This window comes from Pseudidiomarina sp. (genome assembly GCF_048267825.1).
Taxonomy (GTDB): domain Bacteria; phylum Pseudomonadota; class Gammaproteobacteria; order Enterobacterales; family Alteromonadaceae; genus Pseudidiomarina.
The window spans coordinates 293,024-312,997 of record NZ_JBLWWR010000001.1 but is presented as its reverse complement, the minus strand read 5'-3'; the positions used below and the strand labels follow the sequence as shown (position 1 = coordinate 312,997).

Here is a 19,974-nt window from a genome sequence, read left to right as displayed (position 1 = left end):
ATTGAAAGACTGCTACGGTGCGCTGGGTGTGGTGCATAGCATGTGGCGTCATATTGCATCAGAGTTTGACGACTACATTGCAACGCCAAAAGCCAATGGCTATCAGTCGATTCACTCCGTGGTGCTTGGGCCCGACGACAAGTACGTTGAAATTCAAATTCGCACACAGGCGATGCACGATGATGCTGAGCTAGGTGTTGCGGCACATTGGATGTACAAAGAAGGCGGCGCGGCTGGCAAAGGCTCTGGTTTTGAAGAGAAAATTGCATGGTTGCGCAAATTGTTGGCTTGGCATGATGATATGGCTGGCAACGATGGCCTTGTTGACGAAATTCGCTCGCAGGTATTTGAAGACAGGGTGTATGTATTTACCCCTAAAGGCGAAGTAATCGATTTGCCCAATGGCGCGACGCCACTGGATTTCGCCTATTACATTCACTCGCAAGTTGGTCATCGTTGCGTTGGCGCGAAGGTTGACGGGCATATTGTACCTTTCACGTACCATTTAAAAAACGGCGAACGGGTCGAGATTTTAACGCAGAAGAGCGCGCAACCAAGGCGTGATTGGCTGAACCCAGCCAATGGTTATTTGCAAACATCACGCGCCCGCAGCAAAGTGGTCACCTATTTTAAAAAGCTCGACCGTGATAAAAATCTCAAAGCTGGCAAAGACATGCTTGAGGCCGAATTGAGTAAGTTAAATGTGCCATTAAGCCAAGCCGAAAGCGTGCTGGAACGGTTTAACATGGTGCATTTGGATGACTTGCTGGCTGCTATCGGTGCAGGTGACGTGCGTCTGCATCAAGTGGTTAATCAGTTGAGGCCAGCGGATGATAACGTGGCGGAGCGCATCGAGCGTATCACGGCGCGCAAACCAAAACAGGCCGCGACAAAAGCTGGCAAGCAAAGTGACGTAACCGTTGAAGGTATTGGTAACTTATTGGTGCAGTTCGCTAAATGCTGCCAGCCTGTACCTGGCGATTCGATTTTAGGTTTTGTTACCCAAGGGCGGGGGGGATCGGTGCACCGCAGCGATTGCGAGCAACTGACGCACTTGTTGGAGCAACACCCTGAACGAGCCCTTGCGGTAAGTTGGAGCCAAACGAAACGGGGCAATTACCGAGTGAACTTGCGGATTGAAGCGGATGATCGTAACGGGCTTTTACACGATATCACCAGTGTGCTGGCGAACGAAAAAGCCAATGTTGCGCAGCTCGACTCACATTCAGACGCAGCCACACGGCAAGCTCGCGTGGCTGTCGGCTTGATTATTGCTGATACTGAAAATTTACAACGCCTGCTGAATCGGCTTACTCAAATCAAAGGCATTCATAACGTGGTACGAACAACACAATGACAACGACAAATAATTTTTCTGGTGTGGCAGCACTGCTTGAAGTCATGCGCCGACTTCGTGATCCAAATGGCGGATGCCCGTGGGATCTGAAGCAAACCATGACCAGCCTGATTCCCTATACCATTGAAGAAGCGTACGAGGTTGCGGCGGCGATTACTGAAGGCGACTTGGCAGAGATTAAAGATGAACTTGGCGACTTATTGTTTCAAGTGGTGTTTTATGCCCAGTTAAGTGAAGAGTCCGATCAGTTTAGCTTCGATGACGTGGCGCAACAGACCGCGGATAAGCTTATCAGAAGGCATCCGCACGTTTTTGGCGACAGTACCACGCAAACGGATGAAGAGATAAAAGCGCAGTGGGAACAAATTAAAGCCGAGGAACGTGCTAATAAAGGCGGCGAGGATAGTGTTTTTCACGGTATTCCGGATAATTTACCGAGTATTTTAATGGCGTTGAAGCTGCAAAAACGCGCTGCTAATGTTGGTTTTGATTGGGATACAATTTCACCGGTTTTGGCCAAAATACGCGAAGAAATTGCAGAAGTAGAAGCCGAACTTGCGCGCAAAGAACGTGATCAGCAGGCGCTTGAAGCAGAAATTGGCGATGTGCTATTTGCCGTCGTCAATCTTGCGCGACATGCACACGTGAACCCGGAACATGCGTTGCGGCGCACTAATCTGAAGTTTAAGCAACGCTTTCAAGCCATAGAAAAGCGCCTCAATATAAGCAAGCAGCGGCCGGAAGACTTGAGTTTAGAAGAGCTTGAAGCACATTGGCAGGCAGTGAAGTCTGAGTCTTCGTGATTCAATCGATTCAGATTACTGCGATTTTAAATTGTCGGATTGGGCGGCTTCGGGTATACTATTTCCCCGTCTTGAAGCAATTCCCTTTTAACCTGACGACTTAGGTTTCGCATGACAACTAATTATATTTTCGTCACCGGCGGTGTTGTATCTTCGCTGGGCAAAGGCATTGCTGCAGCTTCACTGGCGGCAATTCTTGAAGCTCGTGGCCTTAAGGTCACGATTCTAAAACTCGACCCTTATATTAACGTCGATCCAGGTACCATGAGTCCAACTCAGCACGGTGAAGTTTTCGTGACTGAAGATGGAGCTGAAACCGATCTGGACTTAGGTCATTACGAGCGCTTTATTCGCACGCGTATGACCAAGAAAAATAACTTTACTGCAGGCCGTGTCTACGAAGATATTATTCGTCGCGAACGTCGTGGTGAGTTTTTAGGCGCAACCATTCAGGTTATTCCACACATCACCAACGAAATTAAACGTCGTATTATTGATGGTAGCGATGGGTATGATATCGCAATCATTGAGATTGGCGGCACTGTGGGTGATATTGAGTCACAGCCATTCTTAGAAGCAATTCGCCAGCTGGCGACTGAGGTAGGGCGCGACCGTACCTTGTTTATGCACTTAACGTTAGTGCCGTTCCTGGGTGCTGCAGGCGAAGTTAAAACCAAGCCTACGCAGCACTCAGTGAAAGAACTGCGCTCTATTGGGATTCAACCTGATGTGCTGGTGTGCCGTTCAGACCGCGCTTTACCGGCCAACGAGCGCTCCAAAATTGCGTTGTTTACCAACGTTGAAGAGAAAGCCGTTATTGGCTTAAAAGACGTTGATAGCATTTACAAGATTCCGGCGATTTTGAAATCGCAGGGGCTTGATGAGCTGGTTGTACATCGTTTCCGTATGGACCGTCCGCAAGCTGATTTAGCTGAGTGGGAACAAGTTCTTTACCAGGAATCTAATCCAAGCGGTGAAGTAACCATTGGCTTTGTCGGTAAATACATTGAATTACCTGATGCGTATAAGTCGGTTAACGAAGCGCTGGCTCACGCCGGTTTGAAAAACCGCTTAACCGTTAATATTCGCTATATTGACGCCCAAGATGTGGAAACAAAAGGCGTTGCAAAGCTAGCTGACGTTGACGCTATCATTGTACCTGGCGGCTTCGGCGAACGTGGCATTCAGGGCAAAATCATGGCGGCACAATATGCCCGTGAAAATGATATCCCGTATTTGGGTATTTGTTTAGGCATGCAAATTGCGTTGATTGAATATGCACGCAATGTTGCAGGCTTAACCACGGCAAATAGTACTGAATTTGACGTGAACGCCGAGCATCCTGTGGTTGGTTTGATCACTGAATGGATGGATGCCAAAGGCCAGAAAGAATTACGCGATGGCAGTTCAGACCTTGGCGGCACAATGCGTTTAGGCGCTCAGCCATGTAACCTTGTCAAAGGCACAAAAGCACACGAGCTTTATGGCAAAGATGTGATTGAAGAGCGTCACCGTCACCGCTATGAAGTGAATGGTAATTATGTTGAGCAACTGGAGCAGGCTGGCTTGAAGATATCTGGCTGGTCACACGATAATCGTTTAGTCGAAATTATCGAAATTCCAAAACATCCTTGGTTTGTTGCGGCGCAATTCCACCCGGAATTCACGTCCACACCTCGTGATGGGCATCCATTGTTCCGCGGCTTTATTGAAGCTGCAGGTATTTATCAGAAGAAGCGTCGCGCCTAAGTGCCGCGTGTTTTAACAGGAGTATTTTAAACTCATGGCAGCAATCAGTAAAATTGTAGCTCGAGAAATTATGGACTCACGCGGAAACCCGACAGTTGAGGCCGATGTGCATTTGGAAAACGGCCATTGGGGCCGTGCAGCAGCGCCAAGCGGTGCATCGACCGGTTCGCGTGAAGCGTTAGAATTGCGTGATGGTGATGCCAGCCGTTATCTCGGTAAAGGCGTCGAGAAAGCTGTCGCAAATATTCATAATTTGATTGCACCGGCATTAAATGGTGTTGATGCGACCGACCAAGCCCAAGTTGATAAAATCATGCTTGAGCTTGACGGTACTGAAAATAAAGAAAAACTCGGCGCCAATGCAATCTTGGCCGTTTCTTTGGCGGCAGCCAAGGCAGCGGCAAGCAGCAAAGGTATGCCGTTGTATGCGCATATTGCCGAAATTAATGGCACGCCAGGACAGTTCAGCATGCCGTTGCCGATGATGAACATTCTTAATGGTGGCGAGCACGCAGATAATAACGTCGACATTCAAGAGTTCATGATTCAACCTGTTGGTGCAAGTAGCTTCCGTGAAGGCTTACGTATGGGCGCAGAAATATTTCATGCGCTCAAGAAAGTTCTTCAAGCACGTGGTTTAAGCACAGCAGTTGGTGATGAAGGTGGATTCGCACCAAATTTAGCCAGCAATGAAGAAGCGTTGGCCGTGATTGTTGAGGCCGTTGATAAAGCCGGTTACCGCATGGAGCACGATGTTACCTTGGCGCTTGATTGTGCTGCATCTGAATTCTATCGCGACGGTATGTACCATTTAGCTGGCGAAGGAAAGTCTTTTGACGCTGCGGGTTTCGCAGAATACCTCGATGGTTTGTGCCAACGATATCCGATTATTTCTATTGAAGATGGTCTTGATGAAAGTGATTGGGCTGGTTGGAAAGTTTTGACCGATCGTCTTGGTGATCGGGTACAACTGGTCGGTGACGATTTGTTTGTCACCAACACTAAAATCTTGAAACGCGGTATTGACGAAGGAATTGGCAACTCAATTCTGATTAAGTTTAATCAGATTGGCAGCTTGTCAGAAACTTTGGCAGCGATTCGCATGGCGAACGAAGCTGGTTTCACCGCTGTTATTTCGCACCGTTCAGGTGAAACTGAAGATGCGACAATTGCCGATTTAGCTGTAGGTACTTCGGCGGGGCAGATCAAAACGGGCTCGTTATGCCGCTCTGATCGGGTGGCGAAATATAACCAGTTGCTGCGCATTGAAGCCGAACTGAATGGCAAAGCGCCATATCGAGGTCGTGCTGAAGTGAATGCGAAGCAGAGCTAACAGCAAAAGGTCACTGCAGTGACTCAGCAGGGTGATATTTTCCAGCAACTCACACCGATCACAACGGTTGGTGTGGGTTCTGGTGCCTTCGCGGAACTGTGCACAGCGCTTTATGAACGCGAATTAAAACAACTTGCCCAGCAGGAACAGATTTCAATTTCGTTATTACAACGTCGCTTAAAAAGCGTTCCATACTACGTGCAAAATGCTGCGCGTGGCATGCTTGAAAGTGATGCCCCGTATACACTTGATGTGCAGAATGCCAGTTGGCAAACCCCGCAAAAGAAACACCTAACGGTTAGTTCTACTCAGGCAACTAAGTTACACCGCTGGCTGTCGCGTTCGGCGCGTTTAGGCGATACCGTTCCAATTTTCGATTTACAGTCAGCTATTCAGCAAGTGCGGCTTGATTCAATTGATCGCATTGATAAGGCGCAACAACGTGTGCACTGCAACATGCACGGTTGGTTTAATTTCGAAGGCAAATGCCTGGAGGCAGGCAGTGATAAACTTTGGTTATTACGGCCTGATGCAACCAATTTAGCACCGGCATTTTGTGGCCATCAATGGAGCCATAAAGGGCGTATTGACCCGCGTACCCTGACGTTACGCGAAGTGTTACTGGCTACAACAGTCGACTTCTAATCGCTACGTTGGTTAACGTAGCGCACTAAAAAAAGCAACGCCGCCAGCAATAATCACAAGCAATAAACTTAATTTGCGAAACAGCTGTTCTGACAAACGATCGCTGATGCGATGCCCAAGCCACGCCCCGGTAATTGCACCAATCAACAAACATATAAGAATAGGCACGTGCTCAAGCTGATACCGCTGTTGTACACTAAACGACACGATATTGGTTAGTGCCAGCACCCAGAAAAAAAGCGTTAATGTGGCGCGAAAGGTTATCCGGTCAAGACCATTTCCAGTTAAAAACAAAACAACAGGCGGCCCACCCAAGGTGAGCGCCCCGTTACTGAACCCTGCCAAAAGACCTGTAACGGACTGTAACTTCGGGGTGCTTTTGTGGCGTAACTGAATGCCGAACCAAAACAGTAATGCCACCGCTATGACCATAACTGCCATACCCATTTGCAGCCAGTCGAGACGTAAATAGGCTAATAGGTAATTGCCACACAGGGTGCCAAGCACACCGCTTATCAGTAAAGGTTGCCAATGTTTGATATGCAGAGAGTGGCGCAGCATCCAGGCAAGATAAGTGGCCATTACAAAATTCACCACTGAAAGCGTTGGTGTAATAACGCTAAGCGGTAGCAGCAGCGTTAATAAGGGGACGGCAATGAGCCCTGAGCCAAAACCCGTAATTCCTTGCAGGCAAGCGCCAATGAAAATAATTGAGATAATTAAGAAATAGTCCATTGTAACTCGCGACGTTGATTTATCGTTGGGCTTTGCGGCAAAGGTCGATATACTAGCAGAACCGCAGCAATTATTTATAATAACGAACAACAGCATGTGGGGACAGCTATGCGATTACTAAAATTGGTATTTATCATTGCGTTAATCGCACTGCAATATCGTCTATGGATGGGGAAAAATAGCCTGCCGGATTATTGGCACCTGCAGTCCGACGTTCAACGCCAAGCTGAAACCAACACTCGCCTTAAACAACGAAATCAAGTTCTTGTTGCGGATATTGCTGATTTACGCGATGGTCAAATCGCGCTTGAAGAGCGTGCGCGGAACGAATTAGGTTTGATTAAGCGAAATGAAACATTTTTTCGCTTAGTTCCAATAAAACAACAAGCTAACTAATAGAGCCTATGCAAAATGTAGCTGGTGTTGCTGCAGTTATCCCTGCTGCAGGAGTGGGTAGCCGTATGGGGCTGTCTGAACCCAAACAATACCTTCAATTAGCTGGACAAACAGTGCTTGAGCACAGTGTGGCAGCAGTGACATCCGATACCCGGGTTCAGGCGGTCTATATCGCGATTGCTGCGGATGACCAACGGGTGACTTCGCTTAACCTCAAAAGCCATTGCGACATTCACTTTGTGCAAGGCGGAAGCAGTCGTGCGGCATCGGTTTTAGCTGGTGTAAAGCAAGCGCAAGTGGATGGCTTCACGACCGTTGTGGTGCACGATGCAGCGCGCCCTTGTTTGCAGGCAGACGAGCTGAGCGCGGTAATCAGTGCAGGGTTATCGAATGCCGATGGCGCTATCTTGGCGCTCCCCTTGGCCGACACTGTAAAACGTGCGTGCAGTGACGATTCCGAAGCGGCGAAGCGCATTGCGACCAGCGTGGCGCGCGATAATTTGTGGCGTGCGTTAACACCTCAGGTGTTTAACGCTGAACAGCTGTGTCAGGCATTAGAGCAGCTAGGCGCCGATAACCCTTCGATAACCGATGAAGCATCAGCCATTGAGCTGCTTGGCGGCCATCCGCTGTTGGTGCCTGGACGCCAAACCAATATCAAAATTACTCAGCCAGGCGATGAGCAGCTTGCCACTTTGTATTTAACCACGTTATTTAAGGAGCCAACATGCGTATAGGGCATGGCTACGATGTACATAAATTCGGTGGTGAGGGCCCGCTTACGCTGGGGGGCATCCACGTACCTTATACACAAGGCTTGGTTGCGCATTCAGATGGCGACGTTATCTTGCATGCTGTGGCAGATGCATTGCTGGGTGCTGTGGCATTGGGCGACATTGGTCAACATTTTCCAGATACTGATGCGCAATACGCGGGTGCTGATAGCGGTCAGTTATTACAACATGTTTATAGACTGGTGCAGGAGCAAGGATTTGTGCTGGGAAACCTCGATATTACGGTGGTTGCTCAGGCGCCTAAGCTCGCTGATCATATTCCAGCAATGCGTGCACGCATTGCACAATTGTTGGTTGCAGAAATAGGAAGTATTAATGTGAAAGCAACAACGACAGAAAAACTTGGATTTGTTGGGCGTAAAGAGGGCATTGCATGCCACGCGGTGGTTCTCGTTATGCCGGTGCCTGCACGTGATTGATGCTTATTTACATGGCCAGCCCACATGCCAAGGGCAATTTAAAGCATCGCCGGAAGACTTCGAAGTCACGGAATTGCTGGACCTTCCAAGTAGCGAGCCGGATGACCAAAAGGGCGAACACCAGTGGTTATGGGTGGAAAAGAAAGGCGCAAATACAGCCTTTGTTGCAAGCCAGCTAGCTAATTTTGCAGGGGTTAAAGAGCGCGATGTTAGTTACTCTGGGTTGAAAGACCGGCATGCAGTAACTTTTCAGTGGTTTTCGGTGCAGTTACCTGGGCAAGACCTATTGGACTGGCAGCAGCTTGAGCACTCTGAGTTTTCTGTGCTGCATGCAGCGCTGCAACCGCGCAAATTAAAAACCGGTACCCACCGTGCAAACAAGTTTGTTCTGCGTATTAGAGATATTGATAGCCAAGCATCATTCGAAGCACGTTGGCATGAAATTGTTCGTTTGGGTGTGCCGAATTACTTTGGCGCGCAACGTTTTGGCCGTGGTGGACAAAATATAGAACAAGCTAAACGCTGGTTTGCAGGTGAATTAAAACGTCGACCAAGTCGCCACCAAAGCGGCCTATATCTTTCCGCCGCACGCTCATTGTTGTTTAACCAAATTGTCAGTGCCCGTATTGCTGCAAACCGGATGACCCCAGAAGTTGGCGACGCAATGATGCTGCGTGGCAGTCAATCATTCTTTGTCGTTGAAACGCTAGATGAAACATTGCTTCAACGCTTTAACAGTGGTGATATCATGTTAACGGCGCCAATGCCTGGCAGCGGACGTTGGTCAACTCATGCTGCGATTGGACAATTTGAGCAAGATATTTGTAATACTGAACCAGAATTGATGGCGGGCTTATTGAAGCAACGCGTTGATGCGTCTCGCCGTGCAATTTTGTTGCATTTGGAACAGCCGAAGATGAGCTGGTTAAGTGACGACTGCGCGCAAATTGAATTTGCACTTCCACGTGGTAGCTATGCGACAAGTGTGCTGCGTGAATTAATACAAGGTAATGAAACTCATGATGAAGTTATTAGTCAGCAATGACGATGGTGTGCATGCCCCCGGCATTGAGGCACTTTACGAGCGTTTGAAGGATATCGCGCAAGTGCGTGTTATTGCCCCTGATCGCAACTGCAGCGGTGCAAGTAACTCGTTGACACTGCATAATCCATTGCGCATGCAACGTTTACCGAATGGTTTTTATTCGTTGAATGGCACGCCAACTGACTGCGTGCATTTAGGCACCAACTCGCCGTTGGCTGATGATGTTGACTTGGTCGTGTCAGGTATTAACGACGGCCCGAACATGGGTGACGACGTGCTGTACTCAGGTACTGTTGCAGCAGCAATGGAAGGCCGCTTTATGGGGCTGCCATCAATAGCCGTTTCGATGGGGTCACGTAGCGATAGTTATTATGATACAGCGGCAATTGTGGTCGCTAATATCGTAAATCGAATGGCTGATCAGCCGCTACGATTAGATACCATTCTGAATATTAATGTACCCGCGGTGCCATTTGATGAGCTCAAGGGCTACAAAGTGACTCGTCTGGGGCGTCGTCATCGCGCCGACACCATGGTGCAAAGTAAAGACCCGTTTGGCCGTGACATTTTTTGGTACGGCCCTATTGGCGGGCATCAGGACGATGCAGAAGGAACGGATTTTCATGCGGTGCGCGAAGGGTATGTGTCAATTACGCCATTAAGCTTGGACATGACGGCGCGCAGTCATCAAGATACTTTGTCTAACTGGTTAACGAAAACAACAACATGATCCAGAATTTTCAGGGGATGGCACGTAAGCTTGCCGATAAACTACGTGCCGAAGGTATTTCCAACAGTGCAGTACTTGAGATTATTCGTTCGACGCCAAGGCATTTATTTATGCCAGAGTCATTGGCTCATAAGGCCTACGAGAATACCGCATTACCGATTGGTCAGGGCCAAACTATCTCACAACCATTAATGGTTGCTTCGATGACGCAATTATTAATGCAACACCACTGCAAAAAAGTGTTAGAAATAGGTACAGGCAGTGGCTATCAGACCGCAATTTTGGCACAGTTAGTTGACCATGTGTATTCGGTTGAACGCATTGCTGAACTGCAATATCAAGCCAAACGACGTTTGAAAAAACTGGACTTGCACAACGTATCAATGCGTCATGGTGATGGCTGGCAAGGTTGGAAATCAAAAGGGCCATTTGATGGAATCATTGTCACGGCCGCCGCCAGTGATATGCCGATGGCGCTTATGGAACAACTTACCGATGGTGGTGTTATGGTGATTCCAGTTGGAACCACCAAACAACGCTTGATTGTGGTGCGCCGTTTCGGTGATGAGTTTGAACAAAAGGAGTTGGGTGAAGTGAAATTTGTGCCGCTGGTGCCTGGAGCGCCAATATGAAAGTTTTTGGCTGGTTGTACGACAAAGTTCTAAGCTGGTCGCAACATCGCCGTGCTCCTGCCATTTTAGCTGGTTTGAGTTTTTCTGAGTCGGTTGTCTTTCCCATCCCACCTGATGTTATGTTAGCGCCAATGGCGATGACGCAACCTGAGAAAGCTTGGCGGTTTGCGCTGATCACCACATTAGCTTCAGTGTTAGGCGGTATTGCTGGTTATTGGTTAGGTTACTTCTTATTTGATCCGGTGGTGTTGCCATTGGTGGAGTGGGCTGGATATCAAGACAAGTTAATTCGCGTCACAAGCTGGTTTCACAGTTATGGGTTTTGGATAATTTTTATTGCGGGGTTCTCGCCGCTGCCATACAAGTTATTCACGGTGAGCGGCGGTATGCTCGGCGTAGCTTTTATTCCTTTTGTACTCGGCTCGGTAATAAGTCGCGGGTTACGTTTTTTTCTGGTGGCATGGTTGCTAAAAACCGGTGGTCCTAAAATGGCGGTACATCTGAGAACGTATATCGATCGTATCGGTTGGGGGATGGTTGTTTTGATCATCATAGTTTATGTGTGGACGCGCTAGTTCCCTTTTTCTAGTTGCCACACTTTGTTGTGCGGGCCTATCTGGTTGTGCACAACGCACAGAGCCAGCACCCGTTACACGTTTGTATAAAGGCAAAAGTATCCATGATTTTGAGCGGGCGAGCTTGGCAGCTGAACGTTATACGGTAGAGCCGGGCGATACGCTCTATTCCATTGCTTTCAGGGCCAATGAGGACATTCGCACAGTCGCTAAGTGGAACGGTCTTGTACCCCCATACACTATTGTTCCTGGTCAAGAAATTCGATTGTCAGGCGTGTCAAAATCCTCAGTAGAAACCGTTGCATCACCTGCTAAGAAAGAGTATCGTGAATCACATAGTTCACAAAATGTAAGCAAAGATGTAACAGTAAAGCAACAGAAGCGCGCTACGGTTAAAACCAAGCCAACGACACAACCGAGCGTTATTAACCGGAATGAGCCGCCACTGCCAGCCAGTAAGGATATTCAGTGGCAATGGCCTTCATCGGGGCGAATAATACGTGAATTCTCTACGGCAGAGGCTGGTAGCAAAGGGCTTGATATTGCGGGGAAAAAAGGTGACTCTGTGGTTGCTGCAGCGGCAGGGAAAGTGGTTTATGCGGGTAATGCATTGAAAGGTTATGGTCAATTAATTATTTTGAAACATAACGATGACTATATTACGGCGTACGCGCATAATGAGAAATTGCTGGTTAACGAACAGCAGTGGGTAAGCAAAGGCGATGAAATAGCAACAATGGGCGACACTGATGCAGAACGCGTGAAATTGCACTTTCAAGTAAGATTTCGCGGTAAATCAGTTAATCCAAAGCATTATTTGCCCCGAGGAACGCAATGAGTCGAGATCAAGATGAGATTGACGATATTGATGAGCAAGAAATGCTGTCAATGGAACAATCAGCACCAGAAGATAGTGATGAAGCATTCGAAGAAATTTTGGCGAATCGGGTTCACTATCAAAAGAAAATGGATGCAACTCAGCTCTATCTGAGCGAGATTGGCTACTCGCCGCTACTTACAGCAGAGGAAGAAGTACACTTTTCTCGCCTGGCATTAAAGGGTGATGGAAAAGCGCGTGCGCGAATGATTGAGAGTAACTTACGCCTTGTGGTTAAAATTGCGAGACGTTACACCAATCGAGGCCTGGCACTATTAGATTTAGTTGAAGAAGGCAATTTAGGGCTCATTCGCGCGGTAGAGAAGTTTGATCCTGAGCGAGGCTTTCGTTTTTCAACTTATGCAACGTGGTGGATTCGTCAGACCATAGAGCGGGCCATTATGAATCAGACCCGCACCATTCGCTTGCCCATACACGTCGTCAAAGAACTCAACAGTTACTTGCGCGCGGCACGTGAACTGGCTCATAAACTCGACCATGAACCCACAGCTGAAGACATCGCTGAAAAGCTTGATGTTTCAGTGGCTGATGTGACCCGTATGTTGCGCTTAAATGAGCGTGTGACTTCCGTTGATACGCCAATGGGTGGTAACGACAACGACAAATCGTTAGTCGATATGCTTACGGACGACAATGACTACGGGCCTGAAGGTGACATGCAGGAAGAAGACGTGCGTGATCACATTATGGTTTGGTTGGAAAACTTAAATGAAAAACAACGCGAAGTACTGGCGCGTCGGTTTGGTTTGCTCGGCTATGAACCTGCCACTTTAGAAGATGTTGGCCGCGAAATTGGTTTGACCCGTGAGCGCGTCAGACAGATTCAGGTAGAAGCCTTACGCCGGTTACGAGATATGTTGCGTCAGCAAGGTTTAAGTCTAGACGCCTTATTTCACCGCGATTAGTCAAACCAATTTAAATTTACTTTACGAATGCGAGATGACTTAGCTGTCATCTCGCATTTTTTGTTGCCATTGAGCTAACCAGCTTAACGCTTCAAGCGGCGTTAATGCATTCACATTCAGTTGCTCCAATGCTTGTTCAAGTGCACTGGGGTTCGCTTCAAGTAAATCGGCTTGTTGAGGTGTTGTAGATTGCTGGCTTGATTGTAAAGCTGACAGGTCAGCAACACCATGATGCTCACGCTCAAGTTGTTGTAAGTAGTGTTTAGCTTGCTGCAGCACGCGTTGTGGCAATCCGGCAAGCTGTGCAACTTGTACACCAAAACTACGGCTCGCAGCGCCGACTTTCACCTTATGTTGAAAAGCAATAGTGTCGCCGTGTTCAGTCGCTTCAACGTGCACATTAATGGCACCGTCTTGCTGCCCAATCGTCTGCGTGAGTTCGAAATAATGGGTTGCGAATAAGGTTAATGACCGATTTTTATGCAGTAGGGCTTCTGCGCAGGCCCAAGCCAAGGCTAAACCGTCGTATGTTGAGGTACCACGACCGATTTCATCCATAAGAACCAAACTTTTATCGGTTGCGTTATGCAGTATGTCTGCTGCTTCGGTCATTTCGACCATGAAGGTTGAGCGCCCGGAAGCGAGATCATCTGATGCACCAATTCGTGTGAAAATTCTATCGACTGGGCCAAAAATTGCGTGGCTTGCTGGTACAAAGCTGCCGCAATGCGCCATAATGGTTAACAGCGCCGTTTGCCGCATATAGGTCGACTTGCCCCCCATGTTAGGGCCAGTAATTAATAACAAGCGCTGTATTGGTGAAAGCGTAACGTCGTTGGCAATAAAAGGTTCTTGCTGCAGGCGTTCAATAACCGGATGGCGTGCATCGGTCAATTCAATATGCACTGCGTCGATCAGCTCGGGGCGTCGGTAATCATAAGTAATTGCTTGTTCAGCAAAACTACGAAGTACATCAATTTCCGCAAGCGCTTTGGCGGTATGCTGCAGCGCAACAAGTTGTTCAGCAAGCTGCTCTATCAAGTTGTCATATAGCCATTTTTCACGAGCTAGAGCGCGGCTTTGGCTTTGTAGCACTTGGTCTTCATAGGTTTTAAGTTCCGGAATAATATAGCGTTCCGCGTTTTTTAAGGTTTGCCGACGCTGATAATCAGCCGGAATTTGTTGGCTGGCCGCGCGGCTCGCCTCTAAGTAGTAACCGTGTACTTTGTTATAACCTATTTTTAATGTGCTGATTCCGGTGCGCTGACGTTCACGCGTTTCAATGTGCTGTAAAAAGTCGGTAGCACCCGCAGCGAGTTGGCGTTGTTCATCAAGTTCGTCGTCAAAACCATCACGAATAACACCCCCATCACGAATTAGAACAGGTGGTTGCTCGATAATTGCTTGTTCGAGTAAGTCAGCTAAATCCGGAAAAGGCTCGATTGTTGCACGCCATGTTTCCAGTGCGTGTGTGTTTAGTAAGTCACGCACAGCAGGAAGGGCCTGCAGTGCACTGCGTAAACGGGCTAAATCACGGGGGCGAGCGCTGCGCAAACCGATGCGTGTAAGTATCCGTTCGATGTCACCAACCTGGCGTAGCTGTTGATGCAATTCAGCATAATCAGTTTGTTGTAGGGCAGCTACCGCATCGAAGCGTCGGTTAACCACCTGCTGTTGCCGCAGTGGCCGTTGCAGCCAACGCTGAAGCAGGCGACTGCCCATGGCGGTGCTGGTTTTATCCAGCACATCAAACAAGGATGTTTTGTTACCGCTTAGTGAACGCACCAACTCTAAATTTCGGCGTGAAGCTGCATCAAGCATGATGGCATCATCGCGTTTTTCAGCCACAATTGAATTGATGTGGGGTAGCGCAGCTAATTGGGTAGCCCGTACATAATTCAACACCGCCCCCGCGGCTCCTATCGCTTGCTGTAAGTGGCCGATACCGAAGCCATCGAGGTGAGCTACTTGGAATTGGCGCTGCAATAGCTGTTGGGCGCTGCTGGTATCGAATTCCCATTCGGGGCGACGGCGGCAACAGGCGCAATTTAATTCGGTTTCACTAAACTGCCAAGTTTCTGGATAGAGAACTTCAGCCGGTTGCAACCGTTCTAATTCAGCCCGGAGTTGCTCGCGCGTATCGGCTTCAAGCACAGTAAAGCGGCCACTCGCCATATCCAGACACGCGATACCAAACTGTTGACCGGGGTGAATGGCCACCAATAAATTTTCATGATCAGCAGGGAGTAGAGCTTCGTCGGTTAGCGTACCTGGTGTGAGCACGCGTACAACCTTACGTTCTACGGGCCCTTTACTGGTGGCGGGGTCGCCAATTTGCTCGCAAATAGCAACCGATTCACCCAATTGCAGCAATCGCGCCAAATAATTTTCGGCCGCGTGATAGGGCACGCCAGCCATGGGGATAGGATTCCCATTGCTACTGCCGCGTGCGGTTAATGAAATGTCTAATAAGTCAGCAGCACGTTTGGCATCATCGTAAAAGAGTTCGTAAAAGTCTCCCATACGATAGAATAACAATGTGTCAGCATGGTCTGCTTTGATACGCAGATATTGCTGCATCATGGGTGTATGTGCTGAAACTTCGAGTGAGTTATTTAGTGCGTTCGACATGCCTGTTATTATCCGTATAGAGTCGATATACCGCGTATCAAGGAATAAGCAAATGGTATCACAAACACGTCACGATTTAGCAGTAGATTTAGGCCGCTGGTTGCAGCAACGTAACTGGAAAATTGCCACGGCAGAATCCTGCACGGGTGGCGGAATCGGTTATGCTATCAGTTCGATTCCGGGCAGTTCAGCTTGGTTTGCTGGTGGCTTTATTACCTACAGCAACACCTTGAAGCACCATTTATTAGATGTACCAAACTTTGTTCTTGCGCAGCATGGCGCGGTATCGGCTGAAACTGCTGAGGCGATGGCACGCGGCGCACTGGCTAACAGTGGTGTTGATGTAACTATTGCTGTTACCGGTGTGGCTGGCCCGGAAGGCGGTACGGCCGAAAAGCCAGTGGGATTAGTCTGGTTTGGCTTAGCGTGGGATAACCACTGTATAACGTGGCATCGAATATTTGATGGAAGTCGAGCACAAGTTCGTAAGGCCACTATTTACGAGGCTTTGCGGAGTTTTAAAAAAATTACTTGATACTGTATAAATTTACAGTACACTTAGTTACAACATGACCAACAAGACGGACATTATCATGAGCAACGATAAACAAAAAGCACTCGACGCAGCCTTAGGCCAAATTGAACGTCAATTCGGTAAGGGTTCAATTATGCGCTTGGGTGATAACCAAGCGATGGACATTGATTCAGTCTCTACCGGTTCACTAACCCTAGATATTGCATTGGGCATTGGTGGGCTTCCATTTGGCCGTGTGGTTGAAATATACGGTCCAGAGTCGAGTGGTAAAACAACATTAACGTTGCAAGTTATTGCCGAAGCGCAGAAAAAAGGTAAAACCTGTGCGTTCGTTGATGCTGAGCATGCACTTGATCCAATTTATGCTGAGAAACTTGGCGTGAATGTGGATGAGCTGCTTGTTTCGCAACCAGATACGGGTGAACAGGCGCTTGAGATTTGCGATATGCTAGTTCGTTCAAACGCTGTTGACGTGGTAATTGTTGACTCGGTTGCTGCATTAACACCAAGAGCTGAAATTGAAGGCGAAATGGGTGACAGCCATGTTGGTTTGCAAGCACGACTCATGTCGCAAGCACTACGAAAATTGACTGCCAACATCAAGAAATCAAATAGTTTGTGTATTTTCATCAACCAAATACGCATGAAAATTGGCGTAATGTTTGGTAACCCTGAAACCACAACTGGCGGTAACGCGCTGAAATTTTATTCGTCAGTACGTTTGGATATTCGCCGTATCGGTGCTGTCAAAGAAGGTGATGAGGTTGTCGGTAATGAAACCCGCGTTAAAGTTGTGAAAAACAAAGTAGCACCACCATTTAAGCAAGCAGAATTCCAAATCATGTACGGCTCTGGTATCTCGAAAGAGGGTGAGTTGATTGATCTTGGTGTTAAACAGAAGATTGTTGATAAAGCCGGTGCTTGGTATAGCTACAAAGGTGACAAAATCGGTCAAGGCAAAGCTAACGCCATGAAATATATGATTGATAATCCATCTGTGGCTGCAGATATTGAAAAGCAAATTCGTGAGCAACTGCTTGCTAAGCCGGTTAAAACAGGTAAAGCAGGGCGCGAAGCTGCCGCAGCTGAAGCTGCAGCGATTGCTGGCAATAAAGATGATGCTATGATGGACGACGATCTTATTTAAGTTTTCATCTAATAGAATTATCAGGACGTTGTAACCATGAGTAAACATGTTCAAGTCTCATTAGCTCTTGGCTCAGGAGCCGCAAGAGGGTGGTCACATATTGGTGTGATTAAAGCCCTTCAAGACATGGGTATTGAAGTTAACATGGTCGCAGGCACTTCAATCGGCTCCCTTGTGGGGGCCGGTTTTGCTTCTGGCCGACTCGATGATCTTGAAAAGTGGGTTCGTAGTATGGGCCGCTGGGAAGTGTTTAATCTCTTGGATTTTGGCTTCAGCCATGGGGGCATTATTCAAGGTGAAAAAGTTTTCGGGCATGCCCGTGACTTATTTGGCGCTATAAATATTGAAGATATGCCAATTACTTACGGCGCTGTTGCGACTGACTTATTTACTGGGCGTGAAATTTGGCTGCGCAAAGGCGACGTTTATCAGGCATCGCGCGCATCCTGTTCAATGCCAGGCTTGTTGGCGCCCGCAGGCGTTGATGGGCGCTGGTTAGTGGATGGTGGCTTAGTTAACCCTGTGCCGGTCTCATTATGTCGCGCATTGGGTGCTGATTTCGTGATTGCGGTAAACCTTAACTCGCAACTTACGACAACAGCGGTTGAGGCGCGCAGCAAGTATTTGGCGCCAGGCCATGATCGACAAACCGAACCCCAGGCTGATTTACATGGCCATAAAACTCCAGCTAATACAGAGTCAAGTGAAGGCTATGATCCTAGCGAAGAGGCTGATGAGGGCTTTTTTAAGAGTTTTCTTTCCACCAGCCAACAGTATTGGGATTCAATAAAAGATAAATTTAATGGTCAATCGTACAAAGCGCCAGGCATGCTTGGTGTAATGGCTGGGTCTATTGATATCATGCAAGAACGTATCACTAAGGCACGGTTGGCTGGCGACCCACCAGACATTCTCATTCAGCCCAAGTTGGGACACATTAGCCTGATGGAATTTGAACGTGGTAGCGAAGCCATTGATGTCGGCTACGAGACAACAATGCGAATGAAAGACTTTATTTTGTCTGAACTTCAGCTATTCGGCGAACGCCGCGGCTAATAACAAATAGCGTATACGAAAAAGGGCACCGAATGGTGCCCTTTTTTATGCAGTTTTCTTATTACTGCTGATGGATAACCTTTTCCATTTCGTCAAAGGTATCTTGTAACGCCTGATTAGGCTCAGCTGTCATACGACTGAAAACAACCACTGCCAGTGAACTAACGATAAATCCTGGAATGATCTCGTAGACAATGGTGCTAAGCGTTGCACCGCCTTCCAATACCGGTGCGTATATCCAGAACAATACTGTTGCCGCACCTGTTACCATACCGGCTAATGCGCCGTGACGGTTCATGCGTTTCCAGAATAGACTGAGGATAATGACCGGACCAAATGCGGCACCAAAGCCTGCCCAAGCATTAGCAACCAAGCCCAAAATCGTATTGTCTGGGTCCCAGGCCAGGTAGATAGCCACTAAGGACACCAACAATACGGACAGACGACCAACAGTTACCAGTTCTTTATCGCTTGCATCACGACGTAAGAAGGCTTTATAGAAGTCTTCAGTCAGTGAACTTGAAGTGACCAGTAGCTGCGATGAAATGGTACTCATAATGGCCGCAAGTATCGCTGCTAATAAGAAGCCGGAAATTAACGGATGGAACAGGAACTGCGAGAAAATAATGAAGATTGTTTCTGCATCATTTAATTGCATTTTAGTTTCTGCAACATAAGCGATACCGACAAAACCGGTAACCATGGCGCCAATAATTGAGAAGAACATCCACACGATACCAATACGGCGTGCTTTTGGAACATCTTTTATTGAGCGAATAGCCATGAAGCGCACAATGATATGTGGCTGCCCGAAATAGCCTAAACCCCATGCCAATAAGGATATAACCCCCAAAAATGACAATTGATTCAACATTGGGTCGGCAATGGATGCGTCACGGAAAAACTGTAGAAAATCAGGATTCAACGTTTCAACCGTTGTTGTGACTTGCCCAATACCACCAAGGTCGAATATGGCAACAATGGGAACCAAAACCAGTGCAACAAACATTATGCAACCTTGCACAAAGTCAGTCATTGATACCGCTAGGAAGCCACCGAATAGCGTATAGGCGCAAACAACACCTGCTGTTACCCATAGCCCTAAGCTGTAATCTAAGCCAAATGCTGAGCTGGCAAATAGTTTGCCGCCGGCAACGAGGCTAGCTGACGTGTAGAGCGTGAAAAAGATTATAATAACCACTGATGAGAACACACGAAGCATACGTGCTTTATCGTCAAAGCGGTTAGCAAAGTAGTCAGGTATAGTAATTGAGTCGTTGGCCACTTCAGTATATGTGCGTAGCCTTGGCGCCACAATAATGTAGTTGAGGTAGGCGCCGATCAATAAGCCCACAGCAATCCATAGTTGTGACACACCGGATACATAAATGGCACCGGGCAGACCCATTAACATCCAACCGCTCATGTCAGACGCACCAGCGGAAAGTGCCGTTACCCCAGGGCCGAGTTTACGGCCGCCGAGCATGTAGCCAGAAATATCTGAAGTTGATTTTTTGTAGGCGTATAAACCGATGCCAAGCATCGCGATGAAATAGAGTGCTAGCGAAACGAGCGTACCTGTTTCCAAA

20 protein-coding genes are annotated in these 19,974 nt (G+C 47.8%); 17 read left to right on the top strand and 3 right to left on the bottom strand.

Features of this window, described 5'->3' with window-relative positions:
* From ACN0UN_RS01545 to ACN0UN_RS01525, 5 genes are all read left to right on the top strand, one after another.
* Window positions 1-1,357: RelA/SpoT family protein (locus ACN0UN_RS01545; protein WP_417658414.1), on the top strand; the 1,357-nt coding region annotated here is incomplete at its 5' end.
* Window positions 1,354-2,160, top strand: coding sequence for a nucleoside triphosphate pyrophosphohydrolase (mazG, locus tag ACN0UN_RS01540; RefSeq protein ID WP_417658413.1), 807 nt, complete (start codon window positions 1,354-1,356; stop codon window positions 2,158-2,160). The genes ACN0UN_RS01545 and mazG, both read left to right, overlap by 4 nt.
* A 111-nt stretch (window positions 2,161-2,271) precedes the next feature.
* Window positions 2,272-3,909 (top strand): CTP synthase, encoded by a 1,638-nt coding sequence (locus ACN0UN_RS01535; RefSeq protein ID WP_417658412.1) that lies wholly within the window; start codon window positions 2,272-2,274, stop codon window positions 3,907-3,909.
* 34 nt (window positions 3,910-3,943) lie between these two features.
* Window positions 3,944-5,242 carry a phosphopyruvate hydratase gene (eno, locus tag ACN0UN_RS01530; RefSeq protein ID WP_417658411.1) on the top strand — a complete coding sequence of 433 codons (1,299 nt, stop codon included), beginning with the start codon at window positions 3,944-3,946 and terminating at the stop codon, window positions 5,240-5,242.
* An 18-nt stretch (window positions 5,243-5,260) separates the two neighbouring features.
* Entirely contained in the window at window positions 5,261-5,887 is a 627-nt protein-coding gene (locus ACN0UN_RS01525) for a hypothetical protein (RefSeq protein ID WP_417658410.1), read from the top strand.
* Between the two features lie 12 nt (window positions 5,888-5,899).
* Here ACN0UN_RS01525 and ACN0UN_RS01520 read toward each other — a convergent pair whose 3' ends face one another.
* Window positions 5,900-6,622 (bottom strand): sulfite exporter TauE/SafE family protein, encoded by a 723-nt coding sequence (locus ACN0UN_RS01520; RefSeq protein WP_417658409.1) that lies wholly within the window; start codon window positions 6,620-6,622, stop codon window positions 5,900-5,902.
* Window positions 6,623-6,730: 108 nt separating this feature from the next.
* Between ACN0UN_RS01520 and ftsB the strand changes: the two genes are divergently transcribed.
* The 9 genes from ftsB to rpoS all read left to right on the top strand — a co-directional run bounded on the left by ftsB (window position 6,731) and on the right by rpoS (window position 13,016).
* Complete coding sequence (ftsB, locus tag ACN0UN_RS01515) at window positions 6,731-7,018, top strand: cell division protein FtsB (protein ID WP_417658408.1); 288 nt, start codon at window positions 6,731-6,733, stop codon at window positions 7,016-7,018.
* An 8-nt stretch (window positions 7,019-7,026) separates the two neighbouring features.
* On the top strand, window positions 7,027-7,755 hold the full coding sequence (ispD, locus tag ACN0UN_RS01510) for a 2-C-methyl-D-erythritol 4-phosphate cytidylyltransferase (RefSeq protein ID WP_417658407.1): 729 nt from the start codon (window positions 7,027-7,029) through the stop codon (window positions 7,753-7,755).
* Entirely contained in the window at window positions 7,746-8,231 is a 486-nt protein-coding gene (gene ispF, locus ACN0UN_RS01505) for a 2-C-methyl-D-erythritol 2,4-cyclodiphosphate synthase (RefSeq protein ID WP_417658406.1), read from the top strand. Before ispD ends, ispF begins: the two co-directional genes overlap by 10 nt.
* Complete coding sequence (truD, locus tag ACN0UN_RS01500) at window positions 8,224-9,276, top strand: tRNA pseudouridine(13) synthase TruD (protein ID WP_417658405.1); 1,053 nt, start codon at window positions 8,224-8,226, stop codon at window positions 9,274-9,276. The genes ispF and truD overlap by 8 nt, the downstream gene beginning before the upstream one ends.
* Window positions 9,251-10,006: a 5'/3'-nucleotidase SurE gene (gene surE, locus ACN0UN_RS01495; protein ID WP_417658404.1), complete on the top strand. Its 756-nt coding sequence runs from the start codon at window positions 9,251-9,253 to the stop codon at window positions 10,004-10,006. Before truD ends, surE begins: the two co-directional genes overlap by 26 nt.
* Complete coding sequence (locus ACN0UN_RS01490) at window positions 10,003-10,638, top strand: protein-L-isoaspartate(D-aspartate) O-methyltransferase (RefSeq protein ID WP_417658403.1); 636 nt, start codon at window positions 10,003-10,005, stop codon at window positions 10,636-10,638. The genes surE and ACN0UN_RS01490 overlap by 4 nt, the downstream gene beginning before the upstream one ends.
* Window positions 10,635-11,213: a YqaA family protein gene (locus ACN0UN_RS01485; RefSeq protein ID WP_417658402.1), complete on the top strand. Its 579-nt coding sequence runs from the start codon at window positions 10,635-10,637 to the stop codon at window positions 11,211-11,213. The genes ACN0UN_RS01490 and ACN0UN_RS01485 overlap by 4 nt, the downstream gene beginning before the upstream one ends.
* A gap of 124 nt (window positions 11,214-11,337) precedes the next feature.
* The gene (locus ACN0UN_RS01480; RefSeq protein WP_417658401.1) at window positions 11,338-12,051 is read left to right on the top strand and encodes a peptidoglycan DD-metalloendopeptidase family protein; all 714 of its coding nucleotides are present in this window, start codon (window positions 11,338-11,340) and stop codon (window positions 12,049-12,051) included.
* Entirely contained in the window at window positions 12,048-13,016 is a 969-nt protein-coding gene (gene rpoS, locus ACN0UN_RS01475; RefSeq protein WP_417658400.1) for an RNA polymerase sigma factor RpoS, read from the top strand. Before ACN0UN_RS01480 ends, rpoS begins: the two co-directional genes overlap by 4 nt.
* 39 nt (window positions 13,017-13,055) lie before the next feature.
* Here rpoS and mutS read toward each other — a convergent pair whose 3' ends face one another.
* Window positions 13,056-15,647, bottom strand: a complete 2,592-nt coding sequence (gene mutS / locus ACN0UN_RS01470; protein WP_417658399.1) for a DNA mismatch repair protein MutS — start codon at window positions 15,645-15,647, stop codon at window positions 13,056-13,058.
* A 52-nt stretch (window positions 15,648-15,699) separates the two neighbouring features.
* On the opposite strand from mutS, the gene ACN0UN_RS01465 reads away from it, so the two are divergent.
* Genes ACN0UN_RS01465 through ACN0UN_RS01455 form a run of 3 tightly spaced genes read left to right on the top strand, consistent with a single transcriptional unit; the run spans window position 15,700 to window position 18,385 of the window.
* Complete coding sequence (locus tag ACN0UN_RS01465) at window positions 15,700-16,182, top strand: CinA family protein (RefSeq protein WP_417658398.1); 483 nt, start codon at window positions 15,700-15,702, stop codon at window positions 16,180-16,182.
* Between the two features lie 58 nt (window positions 16,183-16,240).
* Complete coding sequence (recA, locus tag ACN0UN_RS01460; protein WP_417658397.1) at window positions 16,241-17,329, top strand: recombinase RecA; 1,089 nt, start codon at window positions 16,241-16,243, stop codon at window positions 17,327-17,329.
* Between the two features lie 36 nt (window positions 17,330-17,365).
* Window positions 17,366-18,385 (top strand): patatin-like phospholipase family protein, encoded by a 1,020-nt coding sequence (locus ACN0UN_RS01455; protein WP_417658396.1) that lies wholly within the window; start codon window positions 17,366-17,368, stop codon window positions 18,383-18,385.
* Window positions 18,386-18,446: 61 nt separating this feature from the next.
* Here the strand turns inward: ACN0UN_RS01455 and putP are convergent, their stop codons facing one another.
* Window positions 18,447-19,973 carry a sodium/proline symporter PutP gene (putP, locus tag ACN0UN_RS01450; protein WP_417658395.1) on the bottom strand — a complete coding sequence of 509 codons (1,527 nt, stop codon included), beginning with the start codon at window positions 19,971-19,973 and terminating at the stop codon, window positions 18,447-18,449.
* Window position 19,974 lies beyond the last annotated feature (1 nt).

Coding starts and splice junctions, on each gene's coding strand:
- mazG (WP_417658413.1), top strand. CDS start 1,354: ATGACAACGACAAATAATTTTTCTGGTGTGGCAGCACTGCTTGAAGTC.
- ACN0UN_RS01535 (WP_417658412.1), top strand. CDS start 2,272: ATGACAACTAATTATATTTTCGTCACCGGCGGTGTTGTATCTTCGCTG.
- eno (WP_417658411.1), top strand. CDS start 3,944: ATGGCAGCAATCAGTAAAATTGTAGCTCGAGAAATTATGGACTCACGC.
- ACN0UN_RS01520 (WP_417658409.1), bottom strand. CDS start 6,622: ATGGACTATTTCTTAATTATCTCAATTATTTTCATTGGCGCTTGCCTG.
- ftsB (WP_417658408.1), top strand. CDS start 6,731: ATGCGATTACTAAAATTGGTATTTATCATTGCGTTAATCGCACTGCAA.
- ispD (WP_417658407.1), top strand. CDS start 7,027: ATGCAAAATGTAGCTGGTGTTGCTGCAGTTATCCCTGCTGCAGGAGTG.
- ispF (WP_417658406.1), top strand. CDS start 7,746: ATGCGTATAGGGCATGGCTACGATGTACATAAATTCGGTGGTGAGGGC.
- surE (WP_417658404.1), top strand. CDS start 9,251: ATGATGAAGTTATTAGTCAGCAATGACGATGGTGTGCATGCCCCCGGC.
- ACN0UN_RS01490 (WP_417658403.1), top strand. CDS start 10,003: ATGATCCAGAATTTTCAGGGGATGGCACGTAAGCTTGCCGATAAACTA.
- ACN0UN_RS01485 (WP_417658402.1), top strand. CDS start 10,635: ATGAAAGTTTTTGGCTGGTTGTACGACAAAGTTCTAAGCTGGTCGCAA.
- rpoS (WP_417658400.1), top strand. CDS start 12,048: ATGAGTCGAGATCAAGATGAGATTGACGATATTGATGAGCAAGAAATG.
- mutS (WP_417658399.1), bottom strand. CDS start 15,647: ATGTCGAACGCACTAAATAACTCACTCGAAGTTTCAGCACATACACCC.
- ACN0UN_RS01465 (WP_417658398.1), top strand. CDS start 15,700: ATGGTATCACAAACACGTCACGATTTAGCAGTAGATTTAGGCCGCTGG.
- recA (WP_417658397.1), top strand. CDS start 16,241: ATGAGCAACGATAAACAAAAAGCACTCGACGCAGCCTTAGGCCAAATT.
- ACN0UN_RS01455 (WP_417658396.1), top strand. CDS start 17,366: ATGAGTAAACATGTTCAAGTCTCATTAGCTCTTGGCTCAGGAGCCGCA.